The organism is Rahnella sp. PAMC25617 (assembly GCF_050606005.1).
Classification (GTDB): domain Bacteria; phylum Pseudomonadota; class Gammaproteobacteria; order Enterobacterales; family Enterobacteriaceae; genus Rahnella; species Rahnella variigena.
On the sequence record NZ_JBOCUM010000021.1, the window covers coordinates 55,761 to 73,793 of the forward strand.

General features: G+C 52.1%; 15 protein-coding genes. 4 read left to right on the plus strand and 11 right to left on the minus strand.

What is annotated here, in order from left to right; all coding sequences use genetic code 11:
* Positions 1–197 precede the first annotated feature (197 nt).
* The gene (gene argA, locus ACM615_RS22820; RefSeq protein WP_112288305.1) at positions 198–1,523 is read left to right on the plus strand and encodes an amino-acid N-acetyltransferase; all 1,326 of its coding nucleotides are present in this window, start codon (positions 198–200) and stop codon (positions 1,521–1,523) included.
* An 83-nt stretch (positions 1,524–1,606) separates the two neighbouring features.
* Here the strand turns inward: argA and ptrA are convergent, their stop codons facing one another.
* The 9 genes from ptrA to rppH form a co-directional block, all read right to left on the minus strand.
* The gene (gene ptrA, locus ACM615_RS22825; protein WP_431012576.1) at positions 1,607–4,492 is read right to left on the minus strand and encodes a pitrilysin; all 2,886 of its coding nucleotides are present in this window, start codon (positions 4,490–4,492) and stop codon (positions 1,607–1,609) included.
* Positions 4,493–4,793: 301 nt separating this feature from the next.
* On the minus strand, positions 4,794–5,138 hold the full coding sequence (locus tag ACM615_RS22830) for a prepilin-type N-terminal cleavage/methylation domain-containing protein (RefSeq protein WP_112288304.1): 345 nt from the start codon (positions 5,136–5,138) through the stop codon (positions 4,794–4,796).
* Complete coding sequence (locus ACM615_RS22835; RefSeq protein WP_259275056.1) at positions 5,131–5,616, minus strand: YgdB family protein; 486 nt, start codon at positions 5,614–5,616, stop codon at positions 5,131–5,133. The genes ACM615_RS22830 and ACM615_RS22835 overlap by 8 nt, the downstream gene beginning before the upstream one ends.
* Positions 5,613–6,200: a prepilin peptidase-dependent protein gene (locus tag ACM615_RS22840; protein WP_431012577.1), complete on the minus strand. Its 588-nt coding sequence runs from the start codon at positions 6,198–6,200 to the stop codon at positions 5,613–5,615. The genes ACM615_RS22835 and ACM615_RS22840 overlap by 4 nt, the downstream gene beginning before the upstream one ends.
* Positions 6,191–6,652 carry a prepilin peptidase-dependent protein gene (locus ACM615_RS22845; RefSeq protein ID WP_159282564.1) on the minus strand — a complete coding sequence of 154 codons (462 nt, stop codon included), beginning with the start codon at positions 6,650–6,652 and terminating at the stop codon, positions 6,191–6,193. Before ACM615_RS22845 ends, ACM615_RS22840 begins: the two co-directional genes overlap by 10 nt.
* A 283-nt stretch (positions 6,653–6,935) precedes the next feature.
* Positions 6,936–7,730, minus strand: coding sequence for a thymidylate synthase (thyA, locus tag ACM615_RS22850; protein WP_113877596.1), 795 nt, complete (start codon positions 7,728–7,730; stop codon positions 6,936–6,938).
* A 6-nt stretch (positions 7,731–7,736) separates the two neighbouring features.
* Complete coding sequence (gene lgt, locus ACM615_RS22855) at positions 7,737–8,606, minus strand: prolipoprotein diacylglyceryl transferase (protein ID WP_112288300.1); 870 nt, start codon at positions 8,604–8,606, stop codon at positions 7,737–7,739.
* A 182-nt stretch (positions 8,607–8,788) separates the two neighbouring features.
* Entirely contained in the window at positions 8,789–11,035 is a 2,247-nt protein-coding gene (gene ptsP / locus ACM615_RS22860) for a phosphoenolpyruvate--protein phosphotransferase (RefSeq protein ID WP_112288299.1), read from the minus strand.
* A gap of 11 nt (positions 11,036–11,046) precedes the next feature.
* Positions 11,047–11,574 (minus strand): RNA pyrophosphohydrolase, encoded by a 528-nt coding sequence (rppH, locus tag ACM615_RS22865; RefSeq protein WP_013574162.1) that lies wholly within the window; start codon positions 11,572–11,574, stop codon positions 11,047–11,049.
* Between the two features lie 695 nt (positions 11,575–12,269).
* On the opposite strand from rppH, the gene mutH reads away from it, so the two are divergent.
* The 3 genes from mutH (at position 12,270) to ACM615_RS22880 (ending at position 14,498) form a co-directional block, all read left to right on the plus strand.
* The gene (gene mutH, locus ACM615_RS22870) at positions 12,270–12,956 is read left to right on the plus strand and encodes a DNA mismatch repair endonuclease MutH (protein ID WP_129638924.1); all 687 of its coding nucleotides are present in this window, start codon (positions 12,270–12,272) and stop codon (positions 12,954–12,956) included.
* Between the two features lie 105 nt (positions 12,957–13,061).
* Positions 13,062–13,280, plus strand: a complete 219-nt coding sequence (locus ACM615_RS22875; RefSeq protein WP_162940790.1) for a YgdI/YgdR family lipoprotein — start codon at positions 13,062–13,064, stop codon at positions 13,278–13,280.
* A 177-nt stretch (positions 13,281–13,457) separates the two neighbouring features.
* Positions 13,458–14,498 (plus strand): NADP(H)-dependent aldo-keto reductase, encoded by a 1,041-nt coding sequence (locus ACM615_RS22880; protein WP_112288296.1) that lies wholly within the window; start codon positions 13,458–13,460, stop codon positions 14,496–14,498.
* Positions 14,499–14,574: 76 nt separating this feature from the next.
* Here the strand turns inward: ACM615_RS22880 and lplT are convergent, their stop codons facing one another.
* Both lplT and aas read right to left on the minus strand, forming a co-directional pair.
* Positions 14,575–15,783: a lysophospholipid transporter LplT gene (lplT, locus tag ACM615_RS22885; protein ID WP_112288295.1), complete on the minus strand. Its 1,209-nt coding sequence runs from the start codon at positions 15,781–15,783 to the stop codon at positions 14,575–14,577.
* On the minus strand, positions 15,780–17,945 hold the full coding sequence (aas, locus tag ACM615_RS22890; RefSeq protein ID WP_113877593.1) for a bifunctional acyl-ACP--phospholipid O-acyltransferase/long-chain-fatty-acid--ACP ligase: 2,166 nt from the start codon (positions 17,943–17,945) through the stop codon (positions 15,780–15,782). The genes lplT and aas overlap by 4 nt, the downstream gene beginning before the upstream one ends.
* Between the last annotated feature and the right edge of the window lie 88 nt (positions 17,946–18,033).

The following is an 18,033-nucleotide window of genomic DNA, read 5'->3' on the forward strand; positions in this document are numbered from 1 at the left end:
AGGTGATAAAAAAATCAGTTTGCGAATTCTAGCGAATCGAATCCCGCATGTCATTCCCTAACATTTATTCGATTTATCAATTTGTTGCCTGTTTGTAATCAGTGTTAATTCAAAAACAGAGATTTCTTACTTGCCACACGGCCCCAAAAGAATAAAAATACAAAAATTACGAATAAAAATTCAAACGAGGTTTTGCCGTGAAGGAACGTAGTACTGAACTGGTTCAGGGATTTCGCCACTCAGTTCCCTATATCAATGCTCACCGTGGCAAAACATTCGTTGTCATGCTCGGTGGTGAAGCCATTGAACATGAGAACTTCAGTAATATTGTCAATGATATCGGCCTGTTACACAGTCTGGGTATTCGTCTGGTGGTCGTTTATGGTGCCCGTCCGCAGATTGATGCGAACCTTTCTGAGCACAATTACGAACCGATTTACCATAAAAATATCCGCGTCACTGACGCCCGTTCACTGGAACTGGTTAAGCAGGCAGCCGGCCTTTTACAGCTTGATATCACCGCCCGGCTTTCAATGAGCCTGAATAATACGCCACTGCAGGGCGCTCACATCAACGTGGTCAGCGGCAACTTTATTATCGCGCAGCCGCTGGGAGTGGATGACGGTATCGATTACTGCCACAGCGGCCGTATCCGCCGTATTGATGAAGAAGCCATTCATCGTCAGCTCGACAGCAATGCCATTGTATTGCTAGGTCCGGTTGCGGTTTCCGTTACGGGTGAAAGCTTCAACCTGACATCAGAAGAAGTGGCAACGCAGCTGGCGATTAAGCTTAAAGCCGAGAAAATGATCGGCTTCTGTTCTTCACAGGGGGTCATTAATGAGGAAGGTAATATCATTTCCGAATTGTTCCCGAATGACGCGCAGGAACGGATTGATCAGATGGAATCCAGTGGCGATTATCTTTCCGGCACAGTGCGCTTCCTGCGTGGTGCGGTGAAAGCCTGCCGCAGCGGCGTTCGTCGCAGCCACCTGATCAGTTATCAGGAAGATGGTGCGCTGGTTCAGGAATTGTTCTCCCGCGATGGCATCGGTACGCAAATCGTCATGGAGAGCGCTGAACAGGTTCGCCGCGCCACCATTAACGACATCGGCGGTATCCTTGAACTGATCCGCCCTCTGGAGCAACAGGGCATTCTGGTGCGTCGTTCCCGCGAACAGCTGGAAATGGAAATCGATAAATTCACGATTATCGAACGGGATAATCTGACCATCGCCTGCGCCGCGCTCTATCCGTTCCATGACGAAGGCATTGGCGAAATGGCCTGCGTTGCCGTTCATCCGGATTACCGCAGTTCTTCACGAGGTGAGATGCTGCTGCAGCGTGTTGCCAGCCAGGCAAAAATGATGGGACTAAACCGTTTATTTGTCCTGACGACGCGCAGCATTCACTGGTTCCAGGAACGCGGTTTTAAACCGGCAGAGGTAGATGTATTGCCGATCCAGAAACAGGAAATGTACAACTATCAGCGTCGTTCAAAAATCCTGATATCTGAGCTGTAACTCTCCGTACTGAACGGTGACTTATAGAAAACAAAAAGGACGCAAAAGCGTCCTTTTTTAGTTTTCTGCTGGTTCCTGCAAAATTATTCAGCAGATTTGGGTTCCAGCGTTTTCTGCAATGTCGACGTATCTGGCCAGGTTTTAAAACCTGCCGGTGCGGCATATTGCGGTGCTTTGCTGTCATTGCCAGAAACCTGAGACAACATCGCCAGCCCTTCTTGCTTAATCACCGCTTTCTGGAAGTAATCCGCCAGCTGGGTTTGTGTCAGACCGGCAATCACGCGGATGACATTCGCTCTGGTATCAAATTGCGCATTTCCGCGACTGAAATCATTACCGAATCTGTCGGCTTCCTCGTCCAGGGTTTGCGGATTCTGCTGCATTTCGTTGACCAGCCCCTGCTTGTACTGCAGGAACTCAGTATCTTTCATTTCACGCAGGCGTTTTTCGGCTTGTGGATAAAATGCCAGATAACGCTGATACAGATAGTCAGGTTGTTTGCTGTTACTTTGCAGCAGGAAACCAATCCCCCACTGTTTTCCGACAGGAATAGGGAAAGCAAAGACAGCGTATCCCAGTTGCTCCTGAGTACGCAGCTGGCTGTAGAACCAGGGCTGAATAATCTGCCCGAGCAGTGCGCTGTATCCCATACTCTGGACTTCATCATAGCCTGTTGGCACATAAACGGCAGCTAGCGCGGAGTCGGAACTGGTCCCGACACGCTGAATATTGGCTTTAACCGGCTCAGTCACCTGCGCCTGCTCGCCACGCCACCATTTGTCTCCGTGTGCGCCAAGCTTTTGCATGATCTGTTGCGACATGGCTTTAACCTGAGCGGCAGTCATATTACCGACAACCATCACTTCTACGGCGGCATGATGTACCAGTTGTTCACGGTAAGCGTTCACGTCTTCAAGGGTGATGGCGGAAACCAGTTTTTCTCGTTCGCTGCGCTCGGTATAAGGCACACGGGAAAGCAGCTGAACAGGTTGCAGCGCAAGTTCAAACGCTTTTCCTTTATCTGCTGAAGCCAGTCGTTCGAGATACCAGGATTTCGCCTGATCCAGCTGTTCCTGTGTCGGTTTGAAGTCAGGATAATTGTCTACCAGCGCTGCCAGCAAATCAGGCAGGCACTCGGTAAAACCTGTGGCTGTAAATTGCAGGCCATTGTCCGGCGATGTGCCGAAAGTAATCCCACCGATGGAGGCCTGATAGCTCAGTTGATCGAACGCTACGCCGGTCAGATAATCCGTAAGACCGTACAGCACCTGATTTTTAGCCGTGCTGAGCGCCTGATCGTTGCGGAAAGAGACGGTCACATTGGCTTTTGGCTCGTCAGCAAAGTATCTGCTTGGCATATAAAACACCCGTAAACCTTTTTCGTCCACCAGCAGTTCAGGTTTTGTCGCTTTAGAGTCTTTGGTCACCAGCGCGAGTGACTCAGGGATATAGGGATTCAGTGCCGGCAGTGATAACGCGATAGTTTGCCCGATGGTTTTCCATTGCTCATAGGTCTGAGGCGGCACTTTATCGACCTGATAAGGCGCATTCACGAAGTAAGCTATTTTATTGTGCGGCTCATTTGGGCTGATTATCCAATAGCGCGCATTTTGCGGCGTCACTTCATCCAGACGGGATCCAATGGCCTTGGGGTCGTATTGATCTGTCAGATAAGGCGAATCGAGAACGTGCTCAACCGGTACGCGCAGCATGGTATCCACCAGCCATTCGACGTAATCCATATCCCGCGTTAATGCCGGATACCGGAAATCGAGCGCCATCACGTGCGCAATTTCATCAAAATAGGGCTTCTCAATACCCCTGGCACGCATCTCGTTGAGATAACTGAATACAGCGGCAATCACGGTGTTACGCTGTGCGAGCCCCTTATCCGTCAGAGAAACCGAGATATTGAAGACGCCCATATTACGGTTCACCATCGGATCAGCACCGGCGCTTATCCCGTCAGCATAACCCTGTTTCTGTAACCAGTCAGAGAGTGTATTCGGGCTGCGGTTGCCAATCAGATAGCTGATATAGGTATCAGTTTTACTGCGAAAATCTGCGCTGTTGTTATCGATGGCAAATTCAATGCGTAATTCTTTGCGGGGTTGTGCGGGAACAAAATGGATGAACTCCCCTTTCTGTTCAGCGGTTAACGTGGGCACCGTGATTGGCGGAACCACCGCGTGATGATTGGCTATCTGACCAAAGGTCGTTGAGGCCAGTTCTGCCAGTTCCGGCAAAGACTTATTACTGTAAATCACGCCGACCATCAGGTTAGCGGAATAATAGCGGTGATAAAAAGCCGTCAGTTCATCATGCAGCTTGCTGCCGGGTTTGTCTTTCAGGGTATCCAGATTCCCCCCGGCGAAACGGGCTGCCGGATGCTCAGGGTTCAATGTCTCTGCGCGAACCTGCGCCATGCGCATTCCGTCTCGGGAGCGTGCCATCGTCAGCTCAGCGTTGACAGCGTTACGCTCGCGGTCGCCATTAGCGGGATCCAGTAAAGGCTCGCCAATGGCATCGGAAAGGCGATCAACGGCCTCCGGCAGAGCGTCATTTTCTACTTCCAGATAAAAGGCCGTGCGGTAAGAAGCCGTGCTGCCGTTATGACTACCGCCGTGTTTCTTAAGGAATTCAGAAAGGCTTTCAGGCTGAGGATATTTCTTAGAACCCATCAGCAACATGTGTTCGGTATAGTGAGCCAGGCCTAATTGGGAACCGGGATCTTCCAGTGATCCGACAGGAATAGCCAGTGCAGCGAGAGACTTGGGGGCTTGAGGATCAGATACCAGCAAAACGGTCATATCATTCGCCAGTTTGATGGCCTGATACTGACGCGGGTCGTTCTGACTTTTATTGATAGCTTGTGGATAAGGCTGCCAGTCGGCGGCACTTGAAACAACAGGGGCCCAAAAGGTCAATAACAACAGTAACCCGGAAATACGGGTAACCTGTTTTAACATTGCCACACTCCCTAAATCGAATAAACGTGCCACACGGGCAATAAATACAGGGTTCAACAACAGATGAACCTCAACAAGCTGTTTTGAGCAGATGAGTCTGTTCAGACCCCGCAGAAACAGGATAGTTGTGAAAAAAATCGCATTGGGATTTTCTTCCTGTGTTCCGTCACGTTTTAGCCATAAAGCCAAATGTTCCAATAGGGAAAAATCACCCTGTTAAACCACTCTAAGCTGTTAGCTCACCATTGCAAGTGGCTTGAGCGTATTTTTGTCCTTGGTTATGCCGCTGACGGACACCGTTTCAGGGACTGGAATTGCATATAAGGCGCTGCAATATTGCCTGATATTTTGCCGGCGTTTGAATCTTAGCACTGACTAACTTGCAGGATTGTGCATCTGAAATGCCAGTAAGCAGAAATTCCCAACCTTCGGTAAAAGGCTCAGTGCCTTTTCCTGTCACTGAATAGGCCTCAAGCTGAGAATGCGCTTCTGCCCACGCCTGCTGAACCTGCCACTGACGCATAAACCCGTATGTCAGCGACTGGTAGTAGTTCAGGAGTCCAAGTATCGACACTGACAGCAACAACATTGCAATCAGAGCCTCTGTCAGACTAAAACCTTGTTGTTCTGCCCGGCTTTCATTCATTGCAGACCTGCTCATCAGCCTCAGGGCAAAAATCCAACCATCCCTGTTTCAGGGGTGAAAAAATTACCTCTCCGCTGGCCTGTTTTTTCACACTGACCTGCTGATATTGCATAACATATTCATTGCCTTCTGCCATTCTTCCTTCGCCACGAAACAGGAAAATATCCTGGCGCAATGAAGGCCGGACACACACTCTGCCTGTGCCTGAAGCGATGATGCCTGCTGCCACATTCCGGCACTGCCAGAAAGGTTCGCTGCTGTCTTTCCATGACTGGCGTATACCCCACGCTAACGCTGATGCTGCATTTTCCCAGGCAATGACATAACGATGCTGATTCGATGTCAGCGCCAGTCCCGCGGAAAGTTGCTGTTGCAGTGAGTTTAGGGCAAACAACCCCAACCCCATCATCACCATAATACTCAGGATCATTGCACTCCCCTGCTGTTTGGCCGAATCGCGCATTTCAGCTGCTGTCATAAAACGTGGCCTGCAATCATTTCGGTCACCTGCCGTTGGATAAAAGGATTTTTGCTCCAGCTGGCGTCAAGTTGCAGTGAATACAGGCGGCCGGAGCCACTTGTTGCTACCTCGGTTACCACAAACCGGGTCACGTTGACTTCAGCAGGGTCGAGAAATTTTTCCCACCCTGAACTGCTGCAATCACCTGCCCCGCGCTGAACCTCAATACCGCCCTGACGTAAACGATAACCAAAGTATTCAGACTCCGCCGTCCCGGGCTTATCCCATTTTCCGTTACGGTTCAGGTCATAGATAACAAGGATGCAGGAACTCGCCGCTTCACCCGCAGCATTGCCGATGATGACAGATTTGCCCTCACAGGTTCCGTTACAGAAACCGGCCCGACGAATATCTTTGCCAATAGCAAAAGTAGTCTGGCGTAAAAGTTGCTCGAGCTGATAATGCCGGCTCAGGCTCTGGCTTCTCTGACGCATCAGCGGATAGATTTGTGCGGCACTGAGCATCAGCATGCTGCCAATCCCCATCGCTATCATGACTTCTGGTAACGTGAACCCCTGACAGCGGGGTATGCTCACTGGCATAAGCCGATGCCCAACAATGGCTGCGCTTCACTGCACGTACGCAACCGTCCTCTGACAGAAAGTACGATCCGCAAACTTCCCGCTGAATTTTTCAGTGTGATATGCCCGGCCAGCGCCGCATTACGCAGCCCGTAAAAGCCCATGCTTTTTTCGCTGACAGCAAGTAACTCCACACCGGATCCACGGGTGGCGAATATTTTTCCCACAGCATTATGACAACCTGAAGGAGGGGTTCCGGTTCCCACGCATCCATCAGTGCCGGCAATGCTCCATAAGACAGCAGAGCGATTGTAATTATTGGCTTCTGCCTGCACCCCGAACAGATACAAACGCAGCTGCTGAGCAGATTGCTCAAGCTTTAATGCCTGCTGGTAATTGCGCCAGCTGTGGATCCCCCACAACGTACACATGGCGACCAGAGCCACGACAACCATCATTTCAATCAGCGACATTCCCTCTTCCCCTGCCCGCTCAAATGTTTTCATGCGGCCAAAATAGGCATTTAGATTTTTTCTGCCACTGGCAGAGTCATTTTTTCCAGGATGTCGTGAGGACTTTCGATGCAACGAAATCCACGCGACAAAAAAGTTGCGTGATGTCTCGCAGGGATAGCACCGGGATATAAATCGGGATAGCAATTGTCAGGAAAAGGCGTAAAAAGTGGGGCAACTGGAAAGCAGGAGAAGGGGGGGAATGACCGCCTGACGCAAGCGTCAGGCGGCATACAACGAAGGATCAGATAGCGACAGGTGCCTTGATTGCAGGGTGCGGATCGTACCCTTCAATCTCGAAATCTTCGAAGTTGTAATCAAACAAGGAGGCCGGTTTGCGTTTAATAACAAGTTTTGGCAACGCACGAGGTTCACGGCTCAGTTGCAGATGCGTCTGTTCCATGTGGTTGCTGTACAGGTGCGTATCGCCACCCGTCCAGACAAAATCACCCACTTCGAGGTCGCATTGTTGCGCCATCATATGCACCAGCAGTGCGTAGCTGGCGATATTGAACGGCAAGCCGAGGAAGATATCGCATGAGCGTTGGTACAGCTGGCAGGACAATTTACCGTCGGCCACATAGAACTGGAAGAAAGCGTGGCAAGGTGCCAGCGCCATCTTATCCAGTTCGCCCACGTTCCATGCAGACACGATAATACGACGCGAGTCAGGGTCTTTCTTCAGCTGTTCAACCACATTTGCCAGCTGGTCGATTTGCTTGCCGTCAGCCGCACCCCAGGCACGCCATTGCTTGCCGTAAACCGGTCCGAGGTCGCCGTTTTCGTCAGCCCACTCGTCCCAGATGCTGACATTGTTTTCACGCAGATAAGCAATGTTAGTTTCGCCTTTCAGGAACCACAGGAGTTCATGAATAATGGAGCGTAAATGGCAGCGTTTGGTCGTGACCAGCGGGAAACCTTCCTGCAAGTTGAAACGCATCTGATGACCAAAAATCGACAACGTGCCCGTACCGGTACGGTCGGCTTTAGGGGTGCCCTCATCGAGCACTTTCTGCATTAAATCCAGATACTGTTTCATGTTACCTCACGACAATTGTTTCTGCGGACGGCGATATGCCCAGACCATCATAATCAGGCCAATGACAACCATTGGGATGGACAGCACCTGTCCCATACTGATGATCCCGTCGAACAAACCAAGCTGTGCATCTGGCTGGCGGAAGTGTTCAACGATGATGCGGAATAAGCCATAACCGATCAGGAACAAGCCTGATACCGCGCCCATCGGGCGGGATTTACGGATAAATACGTTCAGGATGATGAACAGTACGATACCTTCGAGCAGCAGTTCATACAGCTGAGAAGGATGGCGCGGCAACACGCCGTACTGGTTCAGCAGCGGCTGCCATTTCGGGTCAGCGGCGGCAATCGCAATATCTTCCTGACGGGAACCCGGGAACAGCATTGCCCATGGCACATCCGTGGTCACGCGGCCCCAGAGCTCGCCATTGATAAAGTTACCAAGACGACCCGCGCCCAGACCAAACGGGATCAGCGGAGCGATAAAATCGGCAACCTGGAAGAAGTTGCGCTTAGTGCGACGGGCAAAAATCAGCATGACCACGATTACGCCAATCAGGCCGCCGTGGAAGGACATGCCGCCGTCCCACACTTTGAAAAGATACAGTGGGTTTTCGAGGAACAAAGGCAGATTGTAGAAGAATACGTAACCGATACGACCACCGAGGAAGACACCAAGGAAACCCGCGTACAACAGGTTTTCAACTTCGTCTTTGGTCCAGCCGCTGCCTGGCTTGTTAGCACGGCGTACCGCCAGCCACATTGCGAAGACAAAACCGACCAGATACATCAGTCCGTACCAGTGAAGAGATACCGGTCCGATTGAGAAAATCACCGGATCAAACTGGGGAAACGCCAGATAGCTGTTGCTCATCTATCACCACAAATTGTTTATCATTATTGCCCGGTCAGGGGCCAGCAGGGAGCGAATAGTAGCATAGCCGGAAGGTTTTCCGGGGCTAAGCCGCTGGAAAAGTTCTGTAAAAAATCATCTCATCCCGCGCCAGAGTGCGATCAGGATGAGAATACTGCAGCGCAAAACCTGGCGTCCGGCGCTTATTTACCGCCGCGGATAAGGCCGCCCAGTCCGCGTCTTTCCATAAATGCGGCGGTCATTTGACGCACGTCCGTGGTGAAATGCGCCTGTAACACCCGTCCGGCCAGCTCTTCTGCATCGGCTAAATCAATGCGTCGCAGCAGGTATTTTACACGGGCGACGCTGCGTCCATTCATGCTGAGGTTACGGAACCCCATGCCGGTAAGCAGCAATGCGCCCATCGGATCACCCGCCATTTCGCCACACAAACTGACGTCCAGTCCGGCGACTTCTGCACTGGTGATAATCTGCCTGAGCACGCGCAGCATCGCCGGATGCAGACTGTCATAGAGCCCGGCCACGCGGGTGTTGTTGCGATCCACCGCCAGCAGATACTGCGTTAAATCGTTGGTACCGACGGAGATAAACTCGACCCTTCCGACCAGCGCTGGCAGCATAAAGACCATGGAAGGGACTTCGATCATCACGCCAAGACGTGTCCGCGGAAGCTCGTAACCGAGTTGTTCCTCTACTTCACGTCCGGCACGATCGATTAAACGACGCGCCTCGTCAATCTCTTCAAGACTGGTCACCATGGGCAGAAGAATGCCGAGATTACCGGTCGCCGCATTAGCACGCAGCATCGCGCGTACCTGAATGAGGAAAATTTCAGGCTGATCGAGAGTAATACGGATACCACGCCAGCCCAGACAAGGGTTCTCCTCGCTGATCGGCATATACGGTAGTTGTTTATCAGAACCGATATCCAGCGTGCGCAGGGTGACCGGTTTTTGCGGAAACAGCTGCAACATGCCCTGATACTGCGCGACCTGTTCTTCTTCAGAAGGGAAGCCGCTTTGCAGCATGAACGGTATTTCCGTGCGATACAGCCCGACACCGTCAACGCGGCTGCCGAACAGTTTTTCGTGATCGGCACTCAGACCGGCATTGAGCATCACTTTCACCCGTTCGCCACTTTTCAGCGCGGCGGGTTGCTCAACGTCGTCTTCAGCTTTCTGACTCAGCTCCATTTCTTCGCTGATCAGACGCTTATATTCCGTGACCAGCACGGGTTCGGGGTCAATCAGTAACTCGCCACGATAGCCATCAACAATCAGTTGTCGCTGGCTCAGCAGTGCAGGCTGAATATCAGCGCCCATAATGGTCGGCACGCCCATTGCGCGCACCAGAATCGCCGCATGGGAGTTGGCGGCGCCGTCGCGAACCACGACACCGGCCAGCCGGTCTTGCGGCACTTCGGCCAGCAAAGTAGCCGTCAGCTCATCGGCAACCAGAATAAAACGCTCAGGCCACTGGGTATTGCCCTGGATCGTGTCATCGAGATGGAAAACCAGTCGCTGACCCAGCGCACGTAAATCGCTGCCGCGCTCACGCAGGTAAGTATCCTGCAAACTGGCAAACTGAGCGGCAAACTCCTCAACCACCTTTTTGACCGCCCACTCCGCCACCGCGCCCTGATCAATCTGAGCGAACAACTCGCGCTTGAGGCGTGCATCGTTAAGCAGGTGGGAATAGAGATCGAAAATCGCGGCGCTTTCTTTCTGCGCACTGGCAGTAAAACGCTTACTGAAACGACGGAATTCAGCACCAGCATCTTCCAGTGCGCGGGTCAGACGTTCGCGTTCACGCACCGTATCAAGCGTGGACGCCATATAAACATGCTCGAGCGAAGGCTGCGAGCTGTCCTGCCAGCCGATACCGATAGCCACACCCGGCGATGCCGCAAGCGCGCGGACACGGGTCTGACGAAAGCGTCCGTAAAGCACATTAAGCTGTGCCTGAGAAAGGATCGCGGCCAGCTGCGTCGCCAGCGTGACCAAAAATGACTCTTCACTTTCATCGAACTGGCGGTGTTCGCGTTGCTGGATAACCAGCACGCCAAGCAACTGACGACGGTGAATGATCGGTACGCCTAAAAAGGATCGGAACAGATCTTCTTTTACGGCAGGAATATATTTGAAGCTGGGATGGCTCTGCGCATCAGCAAGGTTAATAGGCTCGGCAAGACGCCCTACCAGACCGACAATCCCCTGATCAAACGCCAGAGTAATAGTCCGCCCGCGAGGTTTTTTCAAACCTCGCGTCGCCATCAGGTAATAACAACGGCGGTCATTGTCAGCGAGATAGACGGAACACACTTCTGTGTCCATCGCCAGGCAGGTTTCATTGACCAGTACATCCAGCGCATCATTGAGGCTGGACGCCATTGCTACCTTTTCAACAATTTCTCGCAAACGCGTGAGCATCTCTTCGTGACTTAGCCTCTTTTACGACGATAAGCGGGCGATGTCCTGGGAAGGGAGACTTCCTGCATCGGCATAATCGTGGTGGAAAACTCTTTCATCACCCGACGGTAAACATCGCGTTTAAAAGAAACCACCTGACGAACCGGATACCAGAAACTCACCCAACGCCAGCCATCAAATTCAGGCGTACTGCTGCGCTGCATATTGATATCAGCATCGTTACACATCAGTTGCAGCAAGAACCATTTTTGCTTTTGGCCGATACAAACCGGCTTTGTGTCCCAACGCACCAAACGTTTTGGTAATTTATAACGTAACCAGTTACGGGTTGAAGCCAGAATACGTACATCTTTACGGCCAAGCCCCACTTCCTCAAACAGCTCGCGGTACATGGCCTGCTCAGCGGTTTCACCGGGGTTTATGCCCCCCTGCGGAAACTGCCAGGAGTGCTGACCATATCGTCTGGCCCACAATACCTGACCCTGCTTGTCACAGATTACGATACCAACATTCGGGCGGTAGCCATCATCATCGATCACCGGACTACCTCAATAGCTTAAAATCATAGATGTTCTGATTGTTTCATACTACCAACAGGCGGTAAACCACTGGTTAATGCCGATGAGCATGAATAAAAATGGGATAACTCTCCGTTAATCTCGAAGTTATAAACAGATTTTGGAAATCACCCGCGATTTTATTCACTTTTTCTGTGGATAGATATGTGAAGAACTTAAGAGTAAGCGGGGTAAAACTCTGCTGAACTTATTTTTGCCAGCAAAATGGATTTCCATAAAATCACTATAAAACATAACATTACTCACAATAACTGAAGTTATCCCACGGTCAAAAATGAGAGTTATCTCACACTGCACAGTGACCTGGTGAAAGATCCACCAATGTCGTTTTTATCCACAGCGATCGTTTAAAAGTTGACGTCATCAGGGCAAAAATTGCATAAAACCCCTTCCGTCAAGCCTGTAAATCGAACCAGTGATCGGTAAAAGGCAGGGTTATCCAAGAAATCTGTGGATAAGTAGGTGTAAGATCCTGTTTATTGTCGCCTTCAACAGGTGATCAACCTAATCAAATGTGAATAAAAGAGACCAGAAAGCGGAAAAAAACCTAAGGTAAATCATGCTATTATTTCATTACTCCACAGGGATAACTTTTTATTCATTGTGCCTGCACAAAGCAGTACAAAAATTAATCATTTAATTGAGCGTTGTTTTTTATGTCTATTCCTTTACCCGCGACCTCACCGCCCCGTCACGAACATGAACTGCTGCAACGCGCGCAGTCGCTGGCGGGTCACACGTTGGGCGAACTGGCGGCACATGCGGGACTCCCTATTCCGGAAAATCTTAAACGGGAGAAAGGCTGGGTCGGCATGTTGCTGGAAGTTTATCTTGGTGCGATAGCCGGCAGTAAACCTGAGCAGGATTTTGCTGACATTGGCATTGAGCTGAAAACCATTCCGGTGGATTCCCGTGGCAAGCCGCTGGAAACTACCTTTGTGTGTGTCGCACCTTTAACCGGCAACAGCGGTGTGACGTGGGAAAGCAGCCATGTGCGCCACAAACTGGCGCGGGTGCTGTGGATACCGGTTGAAGGCGAACGTCAGATCCCGCTGTCAGACCGTCATATTGGTGCGCCTTTGCTGTGGCAGCCTTCTCCAGAAGAAGATGAACAACTGCGTCAGGACTGGGAAGAACTGATGGATTTGATTGTGCTGGGCAAAGTAGAAAGCATCACTGCCCGTCATGGCGAGTTTTTACAAATCAGGCCAAAGGCCGCGAACAGTAAGGCGCTGACCGAAGCCATCGGCGAATTCGGGCAACCGATCCTGACGTTGCCTCGCGGTTTCTATCTTAAGAAGCGTTTTACCTCGGCGCTGCTGGCCCGGCATTTTTTGCTTTGATCGCCGCATTTAGAAAATTTTAATCACCTTTTCTGCCACTTTTAAAACGTTTTGCTACGCTAGAATCTGACTCTCTTGTTGTACATAAAAGGAATGATAATAATGATGAAAAAAACATTGATGATGGCCGGTGCCGCAATGCTGGTTTTTACCCTGGCAGGTTGCGCCAGCGATTACGTCATCTCGACCAAAGACGGCAGCATGATCCTGACCGATGGCAAACCAAAGCTGGATAAATCCACCGGTCTGCTGAGCTACACCGATGAACAAGGCAATGAACGCCAGATCAACAATGATAACGTCAGTCAGGTCATGAAGCGTTAAGTTAAGTATCAGTCCTGTCCGATAAGAGCCGGTTTTTACCGGCTCTTTTGCTCATTCCCCGCCCTGCTCAGATGACCGGCACTCTCTGCCACTTCCCCCTGATGATTCCCTTGTATATAGTCAGTTGAGGCGCTTTTTCATTAGCCTGACATTCTCAGATATAAAGGAAGACCGGCAATGCAATATCACCGTATACCCCACAGTTCTTTAGAAGTGAGCTTACTGGGACTTGGCACCATGACTTTTGGTGAACAAAACAGCGAAGCCGACGCCCATCAGCAGCTCGATTACGCCGTTTCAGCAGGCATCAATCTGATTGATACCGCCGAAATGTATCCCGTTCCTCCGCGTCCAGAGACGCAGGGACTGACAGAAAGTTATATTGGCAGCTGGCTCAAAGCCCGCGGCAACCGTGAGAAGATTGTTCTGGCGAGCAAAGTCTCGGGACCTTCCCGTGGTAGTGACAACGCAATCCGCCCGGCTCAGATGCTGGATCGCAAAAATATCCGCGCCGCGCTGGATGCCAGCCTCAAGCGTCTGAATACAGATTATCTGGATTTGTATCAGCTGCACTGGCCGCAGCGTCAGACCAACTTCTTTGGCAAACTGAGTTATCAGTACACCGAAGAACAGTCTCCGGTGACCTTGCTGGAAACGCTGGAAGCACTGAATGAACAGGTACGTGCCGGTAAAATCCGCTACATCGGCGTTTCTAACGAAACCCCGTGGGGCGTGATGCGTTATCTGCAACTGGCGGAGAAACACGATCTGCCACGCATCGTGTCGATTCAAAACCCGTACAGCCTGCTGAACCGCAGCTTTGAAATCGGTTTGTCAGAAATCAGCCAGCACGAAGGCGTTGAACTGCTGGCGTATTCCAGCCTGGCGTTCGGCACCTTAAGCGGCAAATACCTGAACGGTGCGAAACCGGCGGGTGCGCGTAATACGCTGTTCAGCCGCTTCACCCGTTATTCTTCACCGCAGGCAGAAGCGGCGATTGCCGAATATGTGGCTCTGGCGAAGAAACGCAATCTGGATCCTTCACAAATGGCGCTGGCCTTTGTGCGTCAGCAGCCGTTCGTGGCCAGCACGCTGCTCGGCGCGACGACCATGGAACAGCTGAAGATCAACATCGACAGTCAGAACCTGACACTTGACGAAGAAATCCTCGCTGACCTGGAAAATATCCACAAACGCTTCACTATTCCTGCACCGTAATTCCTGCATAGTTAATGCGGATCGCAGGCAACAAAAAAGGGCGCTCAGCGCCCTTTCCTTTTGTGCTAAAACCACATTACGCCAGACGGCGTTTCTGCATGTTTTTCCAGATCCACAGCCCGGCAATCGCCAGCGCGAATACCACACCAAATCCGATACCAATCGCCACGACCGGCGCACCCGCCATGACCACCAGCGAATAGAGACCCAGCATCAAAAGCATGGCGGTGTTTTCACCCAGATTCTGTACGGCAATCGCATTACCGGCACCGACAGAAATTTTACCGCGATGCTGCAACAGGGCGTTCAGCGGCACCACGAAGAAACCGCCCAAAATCCCCACAACAACCAGAACGATGTAAGAACTCAGCATGCTGGTTTGCAGCGCAAATACCACGACAGCGATACCAATGGCGACACCGGCGGGCAGACAACGTTTAACGGTGTCCAGACGGATTAATTTAGCCGCGGCTCCCGCACCAAACACAATCCCGATCGCCACCATCGCGTTCAGCAGCGTCGGCGTTTTGTTATCGGTGATACCCAGCGCCACCGGCACCCAAAGAACCAGCAGGAAACGCAGCGTCACGCCCGCACCCCAGAACAAGCTGGTGCCGACCAGCGAGAAGCGCGTTTCGCCATCCTGCCACAAGGTTTTACAGGCAGAGAAAAACGTCCGGCTCATTTTTGCCGGATTCCACGACTGCCCCGGACGCGCCGGATCCAGCTTTGGAATAAACCAGTTTGCCGCCACTGCCGCGCCGTACGCCAGCACGCAGATCCCGAGCGCCGCCAGAATGCTCCAGTCAGCCAGTGCGCCACCGGCAACAGAACCCAGCAGGATCGCAGCAATGGTGGACGCCTCCATCAGCCCGTTGGCTTTCACTAACTGCTCACCGCTGGCGATTTCACCGAGAATGCCATATTTCGCCGGTGAATACGCCGCAGCGCCAATACCAACCAGCGTATAGCCGAGGAACGGATTCATACCGGCGCAAATCACCGCTGCGCCCGCCAGTTTCAGCAGGTTAGCCACCATCATCACGCGGCCCTTCGAGAAGCTGTCCGCGAACTGCCCGACAAACGGTGCGAGGATAATGTATGTCGCCACAAACGCCATTTGTAAAACGGGCTGGCTCCAGTCGGGATAAAGCTGCTGTTTGATCAGCGCCAGCGCGGCAAATAACAGTGCGTTGTCACCGAAAGCGGACAGGAACTGCGCCACAATCACCGCACTCATACTTTTTGACATCAGCGGCGATGCCGCCTTGACTGGCTGGATCATGCCTCAGTCTCCGGGTTTTCTGCCATCTGGCGCAGGGTGACAAAATCGGGTTTACCGCTGCCGAGCAACGGTAACGCTTTAACGACACGAATATCACGCGGTACCGCCAGTTCCGGCAGCCCGAGTTCACGGGCAGCTTTGCTCAGCGCATCACGACGCAATTCAGTATCAGTGGTAAACAACACCAATGCCTCGCCTTTGCTGGCGTCACTGCGCGACGTCGCCGCATGCTGTTTATCCGGTGAAGCCTTGATCGCCAGTTGCTCGACGCTTTCCAGCGATACCATTTCTCCCGCCAGTTTGGCAAAACGCTTCACGCGACCACGGATGGCGCAGAAACCTTTTTCATCCAGCGTGACGATATCACCGGTGTCATACCAGCCAGCCTGCATTTCACCTGCGGCATTCTCAGCCTGCGGAGTTTCCAGCACGCCCGGATTTTCCACGCGCAGATAGCCTTTCATGATGTTCGGGCCACGCAGTTGCAGACGACCGCCTTCTTCAATCCCCGGCACGGTAATCAGACGCGATTCCATCCCCGGCAGAATTTTGCCGACGGTATTCACTTTGGTCGCCATCGGTACGTTGATGGCCACCACCGGCGCACATTCGGTCACGCCGTAGCCTTCGAGAATGCGGATACCGAATTTGTTCTGCCAGATTTCCTTGGTGCTTTCAGCCAGTTTCTCAGCACCAGCCACCACATAACGCAAACGGGCAAAATCATACGGATGGGCAAAGCGGGCGTAATTTCCCAGGAAGGTGGAAGTCCCAAACAGCACGGTACAGTTCTGGTCATACACCAGTTCCGGCACGATGCGATAATGCAGCGGGCTTGGGTATAAAAATACGCGTGCGCCGGTGATCAGCGGCGTCAGTAATCCGACGGTCAGGCCAAAAGCGTGGAACAGCGGCAGCGACGACATAAATCGGTCACGCGGCGTAAAGTCTGCAACAGTCCGGATTTGCTCAACGTTCGCCAGCAGGCTGGCATGGGAATGCACCACACCTTTCGGATTGCCTTCCGAACCGGAAGTAAACAGCACCAGCGCCGCATCGTCAGGCTTTTGCGGCAGCATCGCACGACGCGGGAAAATCAGATGGAACAGGATCCACAGCTTATCCTGCGTGGTCACCGTGTCTTTCAAATCTTCCAGATAGACCCAGTTCGCTTCTGGGACATTCTCCGGCAGATGCGTCAGTTTGCCTTTCTCAAGGAACTGGCGGGAGGTAATGATGGTTTTGATCTGCGCGGCTTTCATCGCGCTTTGCAGCCCTTTTGCCCCGGCGGTGTAGTTGAGCAGCGCCGGAATACGGTTGCGCATCGATGCGCCAAACAGCGCCGCCGCCATGATGGTGGCGTTCGGCAACAGCATGCCGACGTGTTCACCTTCACGGGTGAAACGTTGCAGGATACGGCTCACACCGAGGCATTTTTTCAGCAGGCCCTGATAGGAATCTTCTTTGAACGCGATATCGGCGATGCAAGGTTTGCGGCGGCCATAACGGGTTTGCGCGGATAACAACGCCTGATACAGCGTTTCCGGCTCGCGGGTATCCATGCGCGCCTGCATCATGATTTTATGCAGTTGCTCACCGGCCAGCACACGGCGGTCACGGGAACGCGGCGCATCCGGCATCGGGATGGTGGTCGGCGGCAAAAGATTGATAGTGACTTTCGGGAACCAGCGGATTTTAAAGCTGCCGAACAAACGGCCAAAAGGTGTGTATTCCGGCCCGTCGATACGCACCGGGATCACCGTCGCCTGTGACTTCGCCGCCACAAAGGCCGCGCCGTCATAAATCTTCATCAGTGAACCGGTCACCGTGATACGGCCTTCCGGGAAGACAATCACCGGACGTCCTTTTTCCACTTCGCGGATCAGATGCTTGATCGCCATCGGTTTGGTCGGATCCAGCGGCATGAAGTCCACATACGGTTTCAGCCAGCGCATAAACCAACTGTCCGTGATGTTGGAATACACTGCAAATACCGGTTTGATCGGCAGGAAAAGCACCAGCAGCATGCCGTCAATAAACGAGACATGGTTCGGCGTGAGAATTAATCGCGGGTAATTAAAGTCGTTTTTCACCGGGGTCACAGTGACCCGGAACATCAGACGGAAAAGCCACCTGAATGCGGCGAAAAGAAAGTTATACATGTTTGCCATCTCCTTATGTGTCATCCCTGATCTTGAAAGAAAAAGGTTGGGGAAACAGCATACTATAAGCCGTTGTAAAAGACGCCAG